The sequence below is a fragment of the Streptomyces changchenzhani genome, from assembly GCF_039766235.1.
Classification (GTDB): Bacteria; Actinomycetota; Actinomycetes; order Streptomycetales; family Streptomycetaceae; genus Streptomyces.
Window position 1 is genome coordinate 489,810 of the sequence record NZ_JBDHNH010000001.1, and the last position, 15,625, is coordinate 505,434.

Genomic DNA, 15,625 nt, shown 5'->3' on the forward strand with positions numbered 1-15,625 from the left:
TGTTGATGGCGGACTCCGTTCGAGGGCGCGTGTGCTGACCTGCGCACCCGAGTCCAGCGACCGCCAGATTGATGGGCAGCCCCCTCCCGCTGCACCAATCAATGCCGTACCGATCCGTCTCGCACCGATCAACTACGCTCCGGAGCCGGGGAAAGGGGGCGGTACGTGGGGCGTCATGAGAAGGCGGTGGATCCTGCGGCCGGCCCGGTCCAGCTGTTCGCGTACGAACTCCGCAAGCTCCGCGCCGAAGCGGGCGGCCCCACCTACCGGGCGTTGGCGCAACGGTCGTCCTACTCCGCGCCCACCCTCTCGGCCGCCGCAGCGGGTGTCCGACTGCCCTCGCTGCCCGTGGCGCTCGCCTACGCGGTGGCCTGCGGCGGGGATACGACGCGGTGGGAGCGACGGTGGCGCGAGGCTGCGGCGGAGGCCGTCACGGCGCATGTGGGCGACCCGGCCCCTGTGGCGCCGTATCCCGGCCTCGGCCGCTTCGGTCCTGGCGACCGCGAGCACTTCTTCGGGCGGGACGAGCTGGTCGCCGAGCTGGTGGAACTGACCCGGCGGAGCCGGCTCTGCGTCGTCGTGGGCGCCTCCGGCAGCGGCAAATCCTCGCTGCTGAGGGCCGGGCTCATCCCCGCAATGCAGGAGAAAACGACACCGGGCCCGCGGCCGGCCGCGATCCGGCTCCTGACTCCGGGCGAGCAGCCGGCCGGTACGCACGGGCAGCGGTTCGTGCCTGCCGAGGGGGAGGGCGCGGGCGACGGCGACACGGTCGTTGTGGTCGACCAGTTCGAGGAGACCTTCACGCTCTGCCACGACCCGTCGGAACGGACCGCGTTCATCAACCTGCTGGCTACGGCACGGACACCCGACTCACGGCTTCGGGTGATCGTCGCCGTACGCGCGGACTTCTACGGGCAGTGCGCCGAACACCCGGCGCTGGCTTCCGCGTTGCGCGACGCGTGCCTGCTGGTCGGGCCGATGTCCCCGGCCCAGCTGCGGGAGGCAATCGTCGGCCCCGCGACGGCGGCGAAGCTGATCGTGGAACGGGCCCTGACCGCCCGGATCGTCGCCGACGTCGCCGACGAACCCGGCGGGCTGCCCCTGATGTCGCACGCGCTCCTGGAGACCTGGCGCAGGCGGCGCGGCCGGACGCTCACCGAGGCGTCGTACGACGCGATCGGCGGCGTACGCGGCGCCATCGCCCACACCGCCGAGGAGGTCTACACGGGCTTCAGCCCGGACCAGGCCCGCACCGCGCGCGCCCTGCTGCTGCGCCTGATCTCCCCCGGCGACGGCACCCAGGACACCCGGCGCCCGGCTGCGCGGGACGAGCTGGGGACGACGCCAACGGCCGACCGCGTGCTGGAACGGCTCGTACGAGCAAGGCTGCTGACCACCGACGACGGGACGGTGAACCTCGCGCACGAGGCGCTGATCACCGCATGGCCGAGGCTGCGCGGCTGGATCGCGACGGACCGCGAACGGCTACGGCTGCACCGCCGACTGACCGGAGCGGCACGTATGTGGGAGGAGCTGGACCGGGACGAGGGAGCGCTGTTCCGGGGGACCCAACTGGGTTCGGTGCGCGAGGCGTTCGCGGATAAGAATGAGGGTGGATATGGATATGGGGATGGGGATGGGGATGGGGATGCAGGCTCGGGCTCGGGTGAACTGACTTCACTGGAGGCGAACTTCCTCGCCGCCTCCCTCGCCGCCAACGACCGCGCACAGAACGCCGCCACGCGGACAGCCCACCGCCTGCGCACCCTGCTCGCGACGCTGGCCGTGCTGCTGTGCCTGGCCGTCGTCGCGGGCCTGATCGCGTGGCAGCAGAGCCGTACCAGCGCACGCCAAGCGGCCGAGGCGGAGGCGCGGCGGGTCGCCGCCGTGGCGGGCACGCTGCGGCGGTCCGACCCCCGTACGGCGATGCGGCTGAGCGTGGCGGCCTGGCGGATCGCGGATCTGCCGGAGACGCGGGACGGATTGTTCGAGGCTGCCGCGCAGCGCGACCTGGACATATTCTCCGCCGGATCACCGGAGTTCGCCCCGGACAACAACGACACCAGGCGCGGGCTCAGCCAGGACGGCCGCACCCTGACGGTGGTCGGGCCAGACCGTACGGAGCGCTGGGACGTGTCGACGGGCCGCCCGCTTCCCACCCTCAAGGGCCTGGGCCGGTACGCCACGAAAAGCGTGGCCCTCAGCCCGGACACCCGCAGCGTGGCCGTCCTCACTCCTCGGGGCATCCGCATCTGGGACCTCGCCACAGGCCGCCTGACCGGCCCCGCCTTCGGCCCGTCCGACTACCCCGTCGAGGGCGACTTCCAGGGCGGCTTCACGTCGAACGGCCGGACCTTCGCCACCCAGAGCCGCGATCACACCGTTCAGTTGTGGGACCTCCGTGATGGCCGGCTGCTTTCAGAGGTTCCGTACACCGGAAGCGAGCCGAATCACCTCGTCGTCAGCGCCGACGACGGACTGCTGGCCTTCTGCCCGGACACCGGCCCGCTCCAGGTCTGGGACGCACGCGAACGCCGCAGAGTGCCCACTCCCTGGGCCACGAAGGCCGATGTCTGCGGTCAGCGGTTCCAGTTCACCCCCGACGGCCGGGCCCTGGCCGTCAGTACCGGAAACGCGCTGCGCACCTGGGATGTGCGGTCGGGCCGCGAGCGTTTCCGTATCACCGCGTCCGGCCTGGACGAGGCAGTCTTCAGCGAGGACGGCACCCATGTCGCCACCCTCGCGTCGGAGGAGATCCGGCTCTGGCGGACCGCAGATCCGTCCATCCCCGTGTTCCGTCACCCCCTGACCGGATCCAGCCTCGGTGGCTTGACGCTCGATCTGAAGGGCGGGGTGATCCGATACGTCGAGGGCGACAATCTGGCCAGTGCCACACACACTGTCGCGCTCGACGGCGCGGCTCCGCGCTCGTGGCAGAAACAGCCTTTCGCCCAGGCCCGGTTCAGCCCCGACGGCAGCGTCCTCGCCACCTCCCTACGGCGCGGTACGACGATGGATGTGCAGCTGCGCGACGGCCGTACCGGTCGCCAACAGGCCATCTTTCCGAGCGCGACCGACATCACACGCTCGAAACCCGTGCCCATGACGGCCTTCAGCCCGGACAGCCGCACCTTCGCTCACTTGAGTGCCCCGGACACAGTCACTGTCCGGCCTCTCGGGCTCCGTCGAACCATCGAATCCCCACTGCCACCACGCGCCGAAATCGGCGGCATCGTGCTCGGCGACGGATCGGTCACCGTGTCCAACGGCCGCTCGTTCGGCATCGAGTCCCTGCGCCTCGGCGAGCGCTCCTGGTCCGCCCTGCCTCGTAAGCGGTACGGCACCCTGCTCGCCCGGGCCCCCGACGGCCGGCTCATCACCGACGAAGGCCGCCAGATCGACCCGAAGACGGGCAGAGCCACGCGTGTCATGCGCGGCGAAGCCAGCAGCATGACCGTGGCCTTCAGCCCGGACGGCCGCTACCTCGCGGCCGCCGACATGGACGGTCGCGTCACCCTGTGGGACGGCGAAGGCAAGAACCGCCTCGCCCTGCTCATGCCCGGCGTGGTCGTGGGCGTGCGGGGTGACTGGGCGGTGCCCGCGCTCGCATTCTCGCCCGACAGCCGCACCCTCGCGGTGGGAGACGCCGATGGCGACCTGCGGCTCTGGGACACCGCGTCCCCCCGCTCCAAGGGTGCACCGCTGCCGCCCGCCGACGGCCCGGTGCTGGCGCTCGCCTTCGGCGAGGGCGGCTCCGAACTGCGCGTGACGACACCCCACACCGTGCTCCGTACGTACCCGCTCGCCCCGGACCGTACGGCCGAAACCGTCTGCGCGCGGTCGGGAGGCGCCCTGTCCAGGGGGGCCTGGGAGACCTACCTCCCGACCGTGCCGTACCGCCGGACCTGCTGACGGTCAGGGGTGGTCGGGCAATCGGATCGTGCGGACGAGAGACGTCTTCTCGTACAGATCCGGTGACCGGGTCACCACGGGACAGCCGTCCGGCCACGCCAGCGACGGACGGGCCAGATGCACCGCATGCGCGATGCGCCAGCTGAGGCCCCCACGGACCAGGGCGCCGACCGCCGATGCTCCCGCGAAGTCCAGCTCGACGATGTCGGCGGACGGGAGTGCGCCGACATGCTCGGCGATCCCTTCACGGTTTGCGTCCGCCGCCGCGAGACACAGGGTCGGCACATAGACGTGCCGGGTAGCGCTGTGCTCGGTGTTGGCGATGAACTGCGAGGCGAGCCGGTTGCCCGAGCCGAGCGCGAGCAGGGCCGACTCGTCGTAGACGACGGCCCTGGTGACGGCGCGGGTCACAGGCTGTCCACGGGCCGGCCGGCCTCCAGGTCTTCCCAGACCTTCTCGACCCGGTCGTGGTCGTCCTGTGTGAGCGTGACCCCGAAGTGCTTCTCGCAGTACGCCTTGGTCTCCTCGTAGCGTGCCCGCAGCTCCTCCTGAGTGGGGGTGGCCCCCGCCAGCTCGGCGAGCAGGTCGCGCATGGTGATGCCACGCTCTCGGGCGAGCACCATTAGGCGGTCGCGGACGGTGGGATCAACCTTGATGGTGGTGTCGGCCATGAGGACAGCATACCGCCGGTATACCACCTCTGACCGTTCGAGTTGCACAGTCATGACGACCTCTTTCTTCTCTGGGATCCGGGATCCGGGACTCCCGACCTGGATCAGGTCGGGAGCGCTAAGCGGCGCAGAGCACCGCACGTACCGCCGACGCGCCTCTGCGCGCCGTGTCGACGAAGCCTTCGACCTCGGGGATTCGTACCGGCACACCCGCCGCCTTGCAGGCACGACAGCGGCCCGGCTCCGGAATCGACGCCCGGCACTCCTCGACCAGCGGCGCCAGCCGCACCACGTCCGCCGCGCCGAGCAGCAGCTGGGGTTTGATCTCGCGCAGCGAGCTCAACAGTCGCGCCGCCGAGCCCAGCGAGGACGGCGGGTCCGGCAGGTCCGGCCGCTCGCGAGTTGGTTGTACGGAGTGTCGAACACCTCGTACTCCGTAGTGATCCTGCCGTCCTTCGGGTCCTTCACCGTCAGGCGGCGCAGATAGCGCGATTCCTCCAGCTCACGCAGGGCGTCGGCAATGCGCGTACGCCCCTCCTTGCGGAGCAGCGCGAGTGTCCGGATCGAGGCGTGCGCGCCGTTGGGGAGGCTCAGGAGGTACATCAGTACGCCTGCCGCGCACCAGGAAATGGTGAGATCGCGGATGAGGGCGTTGGCGAAGGTGGAGAAGGCGCGCGTCTGCGCGGTACGGTGGATACGCATCGGAGGGTCTTTTCTCCTGGTGTCGAGCCCCCGGGTGGTCGCACACCGCGGGGGCATTTTTATGCCGTGATGCCGGTGACCATACCGCCACGCTCTGTGCGCACCGCAACCCCCAACTCCCGCCCCGGAGCCCGCTTTTCAGGCCCCCGGTCAACGTCGGCGAAACCCCTGCCATCAGGCGTTTCTTCATCCGCACCAGCCCGGGGCGCGGGAACGTGCCGACAAGGCCGCCCCCACCGGTTCCCTCTCCAGGGTGACGACGGGGACAGACAACGGGGACAACGGAGACGCCGGGGCGCCCCCTCCACGCGGCAGTGCGTGACAGGGGGCGCCCCGGCGTCGGCCAGGGTGTCCGCCGACGCCGTGCCCAGGGCCTCCGCGTCGGCGGTGGTAAAGGGCCCGGCCGTAAGCGGGGTACGGTGGCTACGCACCGGAGGTTCTCTCTCCGGTGTCACGCCCCCGGGTCGTCGCACACCGCGGGGGCATTTTCATGCCCTGATGCCCCCGACGCCGCCCGGGGTGCCCTACACCGTGTGCTCGTCCGCCACCGAAAGCGCCGCGTCCAGGGCCGTCAGGCCCTCCTTCGCCTCCGCCTCCGTGACGTTGCAGGGCGGGACCACGTGGGTGCGGTTCATGTTGATGAAGGGCCACAGGCCGTTCTTCTTGCAGGCCGCGCCGAAGGCGGCCATCGGGGCGTTCGCCGCGCCCGTCGCGTTGTACGGGACCAGCGGCTCGCGGGTCTCCCTGTCGCGTACGAGCTCCAGCGCCCAGAACATGCCCGTGCCGCGGATCTCGCCGATGCTCGGGTGGCGCTCCGCGAGGTCGCGCAGGCCGGGGGCGATCACCGTGTCGCCGATGTGCGCGGCGTTCTCGACGATGCGCTCCTCGTCCATCGCCAGGATCGTCGCGACGGCCGCCGCGCAGGCCAGCGGGTGGCCAGAGTAGGTGAGGCCGCCGGGGTAGGCGCGGGTCGAGAAGGTCTCGGCGATCTCGGCGGAGATGGCCACGCCGCCCAGCGGCACGTAACCGGAGTTGACGCCCTTCGCGAAGGTCATCAGGTCGGGTACGACGTCGTAGTGCTCGGCGGCGAACCACTTGCCCGTGCGGCCGAAGCCCGCCATGACCTCGTCCAGTACGAACACGATGCCGAACCGGTCGCAGATCTCGCGGACACCCGCGAGATAGCCCGGCGGCGGCGTCATGATGCCGGCCGTGCCCGGGATCGTTTCCAGCACGATCGCCGCGACGGACTGCGGGCCCTCGAAGGCGATGGTGTCTTCGAGGTGCTGGAGCGCGCGGGCGCACTCCTCGGCCTCGTTCTGCGCGTAGAACGCCGAGCGGTAGAGGTACGGCGCCCAGAAGTGCACCGTGCCCGACGTGCCGTTGTCGGACGGCCAGCGGCGCGGGTCGCCGGTGAGGTTGATCGCGGTGGAAGTGCCGCCATGGTACGAGCGGTACGCGGCCAGCACCTTGTTGCGGCCCGTGTGCAGACGGGCCATGCGGACGGCGTTCTCGATGGCCTCGGCGCCGCCGTTGGTGAAGAAGATCTTGTCGAGGTCGCCGGGGGTCCGCTCGGCGATGAGGCGTGCGGCCTCGGAGCGGGACTCGACGGCGAAGGCGGGCGCGAAGGTGGTGAGCTTCCCCGCCTGCTCCTGGATCGCGGCGACGACCTTCGGGTGCTGGTAGCCGATGTTGGTGAAGACGAGGCCACTGGTGAAGTCGAGGTACCGGTTGCCCTCGTAGTCCCAGAAGTACGAACCCTCGGCGCCGGCGACGGCGAGCGGATCGATCAGGCCCTGGGCGGACCAGGAGTGGAACACGTGCGCGCGGTCTGCGGCCTTCACGGCCGCGCCGGCCTGGGAGTCGACATGAGGGGTCATGGGGCAAGGGTAGGTACGGCCTGGTGGGAGGCGACATGGCCACCTTGTATGGACTGCGCCACTTTCGTCGGCAGGGTGTCGAGGGACCGTGCGCGTGCGCAACTGTTGACAGCTTGCTGTCTATTCGACAGTATGTTGTCAACGGATTCGACATGAGGAGCTCACCATGGCCGGCAAAACCGTATACCTCGCCGTGTACAACACCTTCGCCGACTGGGAGCCGGGCTACACCACCGCCCATCTCACCCAGCACGGCTACACCGTCAAGACCGTCGGCGCGACCACCGAGCCCGTCACCACCATGGGCGGCCTGCGCATCCAGCCCGACCTCGCGCTCGACGACGTACGGGCCGAGGACCCGGATGCCGCGCTGCTGATCCTCACCGGTGCCCAGCTCTGGGACACCGGTGACGAGCTCGCGCCCTTCGCCCGCGCCGCGCGCACCTTCCTCGACGCGGGGGTGCCGGTCGCCGCGATCTGCGGGGCGACGGCCGGTCTCGCGCGTGAGGGGCTGCTGGACAACCGGACGCACACCAGCGCCGTCTCCTTCTACCTCGACGCCACCGGCTACAAGGGCGGCGAGCACTACCGCGAGTCCGACGCCGTCACCGACCACGACCTGATCACGGCGGGGCCGACCGAGCCCGTCGCGTTCGCCCGCGAGGTCTTCGCGCGGCTCGGGGTGTACGAGGGCGAGAAGCTCGACGCGTGGTACCGGCTGTTCCACGACTCGGACGCCTCCGCCTACGAGGTGCTGGAGTCGTGAAAGAAGTGCAGGAGGAGGTGCGGGTGGAGGTGCAGGAGGAGGTGCGGGTGGAGCGGGACATGCTCAGCCGTACCGCGCTCGGTGTCTTTCGGCTCAATGGCCAATTCCTCGGCGTGTCCGAGCAGTTGGCCAAGCCCGGCGGGCTCACCGCCGCCCGCTGGCAGGTCCTCGGCGCCGTACTGCGCGAGCCGCTGCCCGTCGCCGGGATCGCCCGCGTCATGGGCATCACCCGCCAGAGCGTGCAGCGGATCGCCGATCTGCTGGTCGCCACCGGGCTCGCCGAGTACGCGCCCAACCCCGCCCACCGCCGCGCCAAACTGCTGCGCCCCACCGAGGCCGGCCTGGCCGCGGTGCGGAAGATCGGCCCCGGTCATGCGGACCTGGCGGCGCGGCTCGGCGGGGAGCTGGGCGCGGAGGGCTTCGCGGAGACGGTGCGGGTGCTGGAGCGGCTGTCCAAGGCGCTGGACGCGGTCGCGGAACTGCCGGAGCCCACACAGGCGTCGGAGACTACGGAACAACAGGACCGCGATCACCGTCCGGAGTTTGCGTCCGGGCCGTGAAATGTCCTACCAGCGCACTATCCTTCGGTCCGTTGGGGGACACATCGGGGGAGGGACAGCGCTGTCATGGAAAAGTTGGGGCCGGAAGATCCACAACAGATCGGTGCATACCGACTGTTGGCGCGGCTCGGTGCGGGCGGTATGGGGCAGGTCTTCCTGGCCCGCTCCGGCCGGGGCCGTACCGTCGCCGTCAAGCTGGTGCGCCAGGAGCTCGCCGAGCAGGAGGAGTTCCGCAGCCGCTTCCGGCATGAGGTGGCCGCGGCCAGGCGCGTCGGCGGCCGGTGGACCGCGCCGGTCCTCGACGCCGACACCGAGGCCACGATCCCGTGGGTCGCCACGGGTTACGTCGCCGGGCCCAGCCTCCAGTCGGTCGTCTCGGCCGGTACGGGTGCCGGGGCCGGGGCCGCCGCGGGGCACGGGCCGCTGCCCGAGCGCTCCGTCCACATCCTGGGGGCCGGTCTCGCGCACGCGCTCAAGGCCATCCACGGCGCGGGCCTCATCCACCGCGACCTCAAGCCGTCCAACGTCCTGATCACCATCGACGGGCCGCGCGTCATCGACTTCGGCATCGCGCGGGCGCTGGAAACGGTCACGGACGCCGGGCTCACCAGAGCCGGCGCCCTGGTCGGCTCCCCCGGCTTCATGGCCCCCGAGCAGGTGCGCGGCGAGCCGATCACGCCCGCGTGCGACATCTTCTGCCTGGGGTCGGTGCTGGCGTACGCGGCGACGGGCAAGCTGCCGTTCGGCACGGCCGACAGCGGTGTGCACGCGCTGATGTTCCGGATCGCGACCCAGCCGCCGGAGCTCGGCGACATACCGGATGGGCTGCGGGACCTGATCAGGGACTGCCTGCTCCAGGACCCGACGGCCCGCCCCACGCCGGAGCAGATCCTGGAGCGCACCCGCGGGACGGACGGCGAGCCCTGGCTGCCGGGCGCGCTGGTGGCTCAGCTCGGCAGCCACGCGATCCAGCTCCTTGAGCTGGAGTCGGAGAGCCCGGCGCAGGGCGGCAGTGAGAACGGCGGCGCCCCGCCCGGTGGCGGTGTGCACGCCCTGCCGACGATCATCGCGGCGCCGACACCGCCCCCGGGAGGCCCACCGGCGCCCCCGGCCCTGGCCCCGACCCCGCCGTACGCCTCGTACGGCTACCCGCAACCCCATCAGCCCCACCCGTACCACACCCCGCCCGGTGGGTACGGCCCCCACGCGCCGCTGTACGCCTACCAGCCGACCGCGCCCGAGCCCACGCCCCGCACCGGCCGCTCCACCGCCGCGCTGATCACGGTGGCGCTGCTGGTCGCGCTCGGCGCGGGCGGGTCCGTGTACGCCTTCATGAACAGCGGCGAGGACAAGCCGCGCTCAGGACCGGTCAACACGCAGCCGACCGCGTCCGCGAACGGCCCCACGGACGACGGCAAGAACGCGGTGCCCTCGTCGCCCAACGGCACGCCCACCCAGGCCACCAAGGGGGGCGCCATACCCGAGGAGTACCTCGGCACCTGGAGCAGCAGCATCGGCGAAACGGGCCGCGACACCCGCCTATTGGTCCTCCAGCAGGGCAAGATCGGCGACACGGTTCTCTCGCTCACCGCCGACGGCCCGTCGGCGGGCGGCACGTACCACTGTGTGTTCCAGGCGGAGTTGGACTCGCCCCCGAGCGGCGGCTCACCGCTGAAGATCGGCCCGTCCCGGGTCACGGTCGGCGAGCCCATGACGTCCTGCACGGCCGGCAAACCCACCGAACTGACCCTGGAGCCGGACGGAACGCTCCGCCGGACGACCACCGCCACCGGGGAGTCGGTCACGTACACGAAGTCGGGCTGACCCGGCGCGGCACAAGCGTGCGCGGCCGAAGCAAGGGGAGGGCCACGGCGCGAACTCGCGCCGTGGCCCCTCCCCTTGCTCACTTGCCTGCCGGCAGTCTCCGCACGTCGAACCTCATCAGCCGATGAGGTCTCCCATCCATACCCGTCGACCGAGTTCGTCGAGCTCGGCTTTGAGCTCACGGCACTCCGGAAGCGCTCTGCCCAACAGTCGCCAGTAGTCGGGTCCATGGCCGGACACACGCACGTGGGCCAGTTCATGCACGACCACGTAATCAACCAGGTGGATCGGCAGTTGAAAGGTCGCCCAGTGCAGTGAGATCACTCCGGCACCGGACGCCCCGGACCGATAGCTTCCCCATCGGTGCCCCAGGTCCCGAACCTGTACCTCGGGCTCAGAGACATCCATCCGGGCGGCCCATGGTTGAAGCCGCCCCCGCATCCAGCGCTGCCCGGCCCGGCTGTACCAGTCGGCGAGCGCCTTCCGCGCACGAGTCGGGTCAGCCACGACAGTGCTGTCCAGCCGCAGGCGGCCCGCGACCAGCCGAACGGTGGGCGCCGCGCTCCCGTCGGCCGGCGCCGGTTCGTTGTCCACGACGAGGAGCCGGTAGTCCCGTCCCTGATAACGATGGATCTCGCCGTCCCTGAGGGTACGAACCGGATGCAGCTGGCGGCGCTCATCGCTGAGACGCGACTTGTCGTCGATCCAGCGCCCGCTGCCGCGTACGAAGTCCTCCGCCCGCCGGACGCCGCATCCACCCTGGTCTTCTCGGCCACCCTCGCGAAACTGCCCATGCGACGCCAGTTGACGTGAGCTTGGCCACGTACGGGCTCCCAGATGATGTGACGCCTATGCTGACGAGGCCGCAGGCGGTGCGCCGCCCCGGCCGTTGAGTTCCTGACGCAGCCTAGTAGCCGCTGAGCAGCAGTCCGTGCTCAACGAAGCACGAGATGTCGGTGTACGGGTCCCATTCCTCGGGATTGACCGCGGACTGACCGGCGTTGATCTTCTCTGCGTATCTTTTGGCCGACGTGTAACGCTGCCCGTCGGTACTCAGCACCTGCTCCTCACGCATGTGCTTCGACTGCTGCTCGGAGACCGCACGCACCTGACGGCCGTACGTCTTCGCGAAGTCGGGGCGTGAGCGCAGACGGCTGTTGGCGTCGCCGCAGACACCGCCGAAGGAGCTGGTGTAGTTGACGTAGTGGAGGAGACGCCAGAGCTCGAAGCAGGGGTGCGAGTAGGCGATCTTGACCCCCTCCTTGTCCGCGAGCCGTCGGGCCTCCGGGATGTTCAGGTGGTCATCACGGTCGAAGAGGACCCACACCTCGGGCCAGTTCCAGTCCTTGCCCTGCTTCAGACCGGCGTCCTTGGCCTCCCGCTCGACCTTGCGCAGGGTGCGAACGGCATCCTTGACCATCGCGTGGGGCTTGCGGTGCTTACCCACGGCGTTCGGGTTCTCGATGTGATGCTCGACCTTGCGACCCGGCTTGAAGGTTCCGTTCTTGACGATGATGTCGACGTATTCGGGCTCGGTGACCTCACCCTCGGTGAAGATGTACACCTGACGAGGGCGGTTCTCACGCCCCTTCGCGCCGCCCTTCTTGCGGGAAACGCTGTCCCCTCCCCTTGGCCTCGCCATCAGACCTCTTCCGCCTCCATCCGCGCCAGGTCGTCCGTTCGCAGCAGCCGCCGCCCGATCTGCCCCTCCGACACCTTCGGCACCGCGCCGAAGGACCCCGCGAGGTACGACGCCATCAGGTCCTCTTCGTCCGTCGGATCCCAGTCGGCAACCGACGACAGTTCCGTCGCGCCCCGCTCGTCCTTCGCGGTGAGCCAGAGCTGCCCCGGTTCCAGGAGTCGTCCGCCGCCCGGTGTCCGCATGAGTGAGGGATCATGCCCGGTGAAAATCAGCTGCGCACCCTTCGGGTTCACCCGGGGGGCCTGGAAGAGGCGTACGACCTCCGCCGCGAACCGCGAGTGCAGGCTGGCGTCGAGCTCGTCGACGAGGAGCACAGCGCCGGTGTCGAGAGCGAGCAGCAGGGGACCGATCAACGCGAACCAGGAGCGGGTCCCCCAGGACTCCGAGGCCCAGTCCATCGCCGTCTGTTCGCCACTGCCCGAGTGGACAAGGCGGACCAACGGCCGCCCGGACGACGTCTGCTCGACCTCCACCCGGGCGATACCGAGATCCGCCACCCGCAGCAGTTCCTCGGCCCGCCAGCGGAAGTCGTCATTGCGCAGCAGCTGCAAGGCGGTGTAATCCTCGCGCTGGGTGCGCTCGGTCTCGGGGGTGACATCCCAGAGGTTGTTCTTGAACCAGTCGAAGACCGGGGTGAGCTGCTCATGTCCGTCGTTGGCGGCGCGCGTCAGCAGCAGGGCGTCAGAGCGCGTCGTACGGGCCAGGCGAGTGCGATCGTGAAGACGATCGCCGGGAAACTCGAAGTCCTTCTCGCGGGAGGCATCCCGCTCGAACCACACCTGGCGGCGTCCCTTGGGGTAGGCGTAAAGCCATTCCGCTTCGACCCGCCGCGCCCCCAGTTCAAAGCCGTACGTCCAGCGGACACCGTCGTCAAGGACAAGATCCGCCTCGTAGAACGACGTCTCTGAAGCGGCCTTGGGGTCCAGGGCGAACTCGTCACGAGGGATGCCGTCGTACGACGTCCAGTCGGCGTAGGAGCGCAGAACCGCCTCGCGCATGTTCTTCAGCGCGGCGATGACGTTGGACTTGCCGGACGCGTTGGCGCCAAAAATGCCCAGCACCGTGTACACGGGAAGCATCCGGCCATCGGACAGCGTCATTTCACGGGCAGCGGCATGCTCGCCGCCACCCTCGCCGGGCGCGACGAACGACAGTTCCTGCTGGTCACGCAGGGACCTGACATTCGCCACCCGGAATCTCAGCAACATCCTGTCTCCTTCATGGCGCACAGATTAGTCACGCCATCGGGCCCGCGCCGTCGGATGCGCGTGGCGGCCGACACCTGGCACGGTGTCGGCCGCCACGCGGTGTCCCTTAGATGAACGAGTTGATCTGGATCGTCTCGGTGCGGCCGGGGCCGACGCCGATCGCCGAGATCGGCGCGCCGGACATCTCCTCCAGCGCCTTCACGTAGTCCTGCGCGTTCTTCGGCAGGTCGTCGAAGGTCTTCGCCTTGGTGATGTCCTCGGACCAGCCGGGGAGGTTCTCGTAGATCGGCTTCGCGTGGTGGAAGTCGGTCTGGTTGTACGGGAGTTCCTCGACGCGCTTGCCGTCGATCTCGTACGCCACACACACCGGGATCTCGTCCCAGCCGGTCAGCACGTCCAGCTTCGTGAGGAAGAAGTCCGTGAGGCCGTTGACCCGCGTCGCGTAACGCGCGATCGGTGCGTCGAACCAGCCGCAGCGACGGTCACGGCCGGTGGTCACGCCCCGCTCGGCGCCGATGCGGCGCAGCGACTCGCCGTCCGCGTCGAAGAGCTCGGTCGGGAACGGACCGGCGCCCACCCGCGTCGTATAGGCCTTGAGGATGCCGATGACGCGGCTGATCTTCGTCGGGCCCACACCCGTACCCGTGCAGGCGCCGCCCGCAGTCGGGTTCGACGACGTCACGAAGGGGTACGTGCCGTGATCGACGTCGAGCAGCGTGCCCTGGCCCCCCTCGAAGAGGACAACCTTGTCGTCGTCGAGCGCGTTGTTGAGGATCAGCGTGGTGTCGGCGACGTAACCCTTGATCTGCTCGCCATAGCCGAGAAGCTCCTCGACGATCTGGGCGGCGTCGATCGCACGGCGGTTGTACAGCTTCGCCAGGATCTGGTTTTTGCCGTCGAGCGCGGCCTCCACCTTCTGCTGGAGGATCGACTCGTCGTAGAGGTCCTGGACGCGGATCCCGACGCGGTTGATCTTGTCGGCGTAGGCCGGGCCGATTCCGCGGCCGGTCGTGCCGATCTTCCGCTTGCCGAGGAAGCGTTCCGTCACCTTGTCCACGGTCGTGTGGTACGACGTGATCAAATGCGCGTTTCCGCTGATCAGCAGCTTGGACGTGTCGACACCACGCGCGTTCAAGCCGCTCAGCTCGGAGAGCAGGACCGCCGGGTCGATGACGACACCGTTACCAATGACCGGCGTGCATTCAGGCGTGAGGATTCCGGAAGGGAGGAGATGCAGCGCATACTTCTGGTCGCCGACGACGACCGTGTGGCCGGCGTTGTTGCCGCCCTGATAGCGCACTACATAGTCCACGGATCCACCGAGCAGGTCGGTGGCCTTTCCCTTGCCTTCGTCACCCCACTGAGCACCGAGCAGCACAAGTGCGGGCACAGGCGTACACCCCTTCCGGGCGGGGCATGTCCAAGGTCAGGGGGCATACGGAGGCCGTACGCCTGATACTGAGCAGTTGGACCGGGTGCCCCGGAATAGACCAAGCCCCTGGCGCAATAGCGCAAGGGGCTCTTGCACAAAGATGCTACCCGAGGAAGGACCGAGGTGTCGGCTCCAGAGCCCACCGCGAACACCGCGCATCCGCTGCTGGTGCTCATCGACCCGGTCGCCCGGCGTACGGACGGCGAGTCCGTGCGTATCGCCAAGGACGTGCTGTGCGCCGGAGCATCCGTCAAAATCTGCCGCCCCGAGGGGCCCGAGGAGTTCGCGCGGGCCCTTGCCCGCCGGGGCCATAGGCGGCCCGTGGTGATCGGCGACGACCGGGCGCTGCTGCGCACGGTGGCCCTGCTGCACCGGGAGAGAGAGCTCGGCGCCGGGGAGCTTTCGCTGGTACCGGTGGGGGCGGGGCTTGATCTCGCCCGGTCGCTCGGCGTGCCGACCAGTGCGGTGGCGGCGGCCCGCGCGGTCCTGGAGGGCGTCGCGCACCGGTTCGATCTGCTCGTCGACGAGAGCGACGGGGTCGTCCTCGGCGATCTGCGCATCCCGGCGCCGATGGCCGTGACGCCGCCCGTGCCCTCGGTGTGGCACGCCTGCCGCTCGCTGGTACGGACCCTGGTCGGGCCCGGGCCGCCCGCCCCGCCGTCCGCCATGCGGACTTACCGGCTGCGGGTGGAGGCGGACGGGGTGCTGGTGAACGATCTGGACCGGCCGGTCGAAGGCATCTCGGTGTTCTCCCGCGCGGGGCGGGCGCAGGTGGTGATCCGGCCGCAGGGCGATGAGCCGGTACGGATGGACGCGCTGACGGTGACCGTGTCCGGCCCGGATTTCCGGTACCGGGCGGACGCGCTGGTGACGGGCCCGGTGCGGACCCGGACCTGGACGGTGCGGCCGGGGGCGTGGTCGCTGACGCTGCCGGTGGCTGTGACGGCGACCTGAGCGGGGGTGTTCGG

At 70.0% G+C, this 15,625-nt stretch carries 15 protein-coding genes; 6 read left to right on the top strand and 9 right to left on the bottom strand.

What is annotated here, in order from left to right; genetic code table 11:
- The first annotated feature begins 165 nt into the window (after positions 1 to 165).
- Positions 166 to 3,912: an nSTAND1 domain-containing NTPase gene (locus ABCR94_RS02405; RefSeq protein WP_347117272.1), complete on the top strand. Its 3,747-nt coding sequence runs from the start codon at positions 166 to 168 to the stop codon at positions 3,910 to 3,912.
- A gap of 3 nt (positions 3,913 to 3,915) precedes the next feature.
- Here the strand turns inward: ABCR94_RS02405 and ABCR94_RS02410 are convergent, their stop codons facing one another.
- The 5 genes from ABCR94_RS02410 to ABCR94_RS02430 form a co-directional block, all read right to left on the bottom strand.
- Positions 3,916 to 4,323, bottom strand: a complete 408-nt coding sequence (locus ABCR94_RS02410) for a PIN domain-containing protein (RefSeq protein ID WP_347117273.1) — start codon at positions 4,321 to 4,323, stop codon at positions 3,916 to 3,918.
- The gene (locus ABCR94_RS02415) at positions 4,320 to 4,583 is read right to left on the bottom strand and encodes a hypothetical protein (RefSeq protein ID WP_347117274.1); all 264 of its coding nucleotides are present in this window, start codon (positions 4,581 to 4,583) and stop codon (positions 4,320 to 4,322) included. The genes ABCR94_RS02410 and ABCR94_RS02415 overlap by 4 nt, the downstream gene beginning before the upstream one ends.
- Before the next feature lie 118 nt (positions 4,584 to 4,701).
- Positions 4,702 to 4,926, bottom strand: a complete 225-nt coding sequence (locus ABCR94_RS02420) for a hypothetical protein (protein ID WP_347117275.1) — start codon at positions 4,924 to 4,926, stop codon at positions 4,702 to 4,704.
- A complete protein-coding gene (locus ABCR94_RS02425) occupies positions 4,923 to 5,285 on the bottom strand; it encodes a hypothetical protein (RefSeq protein WP_347117276.1) in 363 nt (120 codons plus the stop codon). Before ABCR94_RS02425 ends, ABCR94_RS02420 begins: the two co-directional genes overlap by 4 nt.
- A gap of 524 nt (positions 5,286 to 5,809) precedes the next feature.
- Positions 5,810 to 7,165, bottom strand: coding sequence for an aspartate aminotransferase family protein (locus ABCR94_RS02430; protein WP_347117277.1), 1,356 nt, complete (start codon positions 7,163 to 7,165; stop codon positions 5,810 to 5,812).
- Between the two features lie 166 nt (positions 7,166 to 7,331).
- Between ABCR94_RS02430 and ABCR94_RS02435 the strand changes: the two genes are divergently transcribed.
- The 3 genes from ABCR94_RS02435 to ABCR94_RS02445 all read left to right on the top strand — a co-directional run bounded on the left by ABCR94_RS02435 (position 7,332) and on the right by ABCR94_RS02445 (position 10,315).
- Positions 7,332 to 7,931, top strand: coding sequence for a DJ-1/PfpI family protein (locus ABCR94_RS02435; protein WP_347117278.1), 600 nt, complete (start codon positions 7,332 to 7,334; stop codon positions 7,929 to 7,931).
- Between the two features lie 59 nt (positions 7,932 to 7,990).
- Positions 7,991 to 8,491 carry a MarR family winged helix-turn-helix transcriptional regulator gene (locus ABCR94_RS02440; protein ID WP_347118429.1) on the top strand — a complete coding sequence of 167 codons (501 nt, stop codon included), beginning with the start codon at positions 7,991 to 7,993 and terminating at the stop codon, positions 8,489 to 8,491.
- Positions 8,492 to 8,557: 66 nt separating this feature from the next.
- Positions 8,558 to 10,315: a serine/threonine-protein kinase gene (locus ABCR94_RS02445; protein ID WP_347117279.1), complete on the top strand. Its 1,758-nt coding sequence runs from the start codon at positions 8,558 to 8,560 to the stop codon at positions 10,313 to 10,315.
- Between the two features lie 117 nt (positions 10,316 to 10,432).
- On the opposite strand, the gene ABCR94_RS02450 is transcribed toward ABCR94_RS02445, so the two are convergent.
- Positions 10,433 to 11,020 (bottom strand): M48 family metallopeptidase, encoded by a 588-nt coding sequence (locus ABCR94_RS02450; protein ID WP_347118430.1) that lies wholly within the window; start codon positions 11,018 to 11,020, stop codon positions 10,433 to 10,435.
- Between ABCR94_RS02450 and ABCR94_RS02455 the strand changes: the two genes are divergently transcribed.
- Positions 10,943 to 11,128: a hypothetical protein gene (locus tag ABCR94_RS02455; RefSeq protein WP_347117280.1), complete on the top strand. Its 186-nt coding sequence runs from the start codon at positions 10,943 to 10,945 to the stop codon at positions 11,126 to 11,128. The two genes, ABCR94_RS02450 and ABCR94_RS02455, sit on opposite strands and share 78 nt — an antisense overlap.
- Positions 11,129 to 11,222: 94 nt before the next feature.
- On the opposite strand, the gene ABCR94_RS02460 is transcribed toward ABCR94_RS02455, so the two are convergent.
- The 3 genes from ABCR94_RS02460 to ABCR94_RS02470 form a co-directional block, all read right to left on the bottom strand.
- Entirely contained in the window at positions 11,223 to 11,957 is a 735-nt protein-coding gene (locus ABCR94_RS02460; protein ID WP_347117281.1) for an RloB family protein, read from the bottom strand.
- A complete protein-coding gene (locus tag ABCR94_RS02465) occupies positions 11,957 to 13,225 on the bottom strand; it encodes an AAA family ATPase (protein ID WP_347117282.1) in 1,269 nt (422 codons plus the stop codon). The genes ABCR94_RS02460 and ABCR94_RS02465 overlap by 1 nt, the downstream gene beginning before the upstream one ends.
- Before the next feature lie 106 nt (positions 13,226 to 13,331).
- Entirely contained in the window at positions 13,332 to 14,615 is a 1,284-nt protein-coding gene (locus tag ABCR94_RS02470; RefSeq protein WP_347117283.1) for an adenylosuccinate synthase, read from the bottom strand.
- A gap of 165 nt (positions 14,616 to 14,780) precedes the next feature.
- Between ABCR94_RS02470 and ABCR94_RS02475 the strand changes: the two genes are divergently transcribed.
- A complete protein-coding gene (locus ABCR94_RS02475) occupies positions 14,781 to 15,611 on the top strand; it encodes a diacylglycerol kinase family protein (protein ID WP_347117284.1) in 831 nt (276 codons plus the stop codon).
- The last annotated feature ends 14 nt before the right edge of the window (positions 15,612 to 15,625 follow it).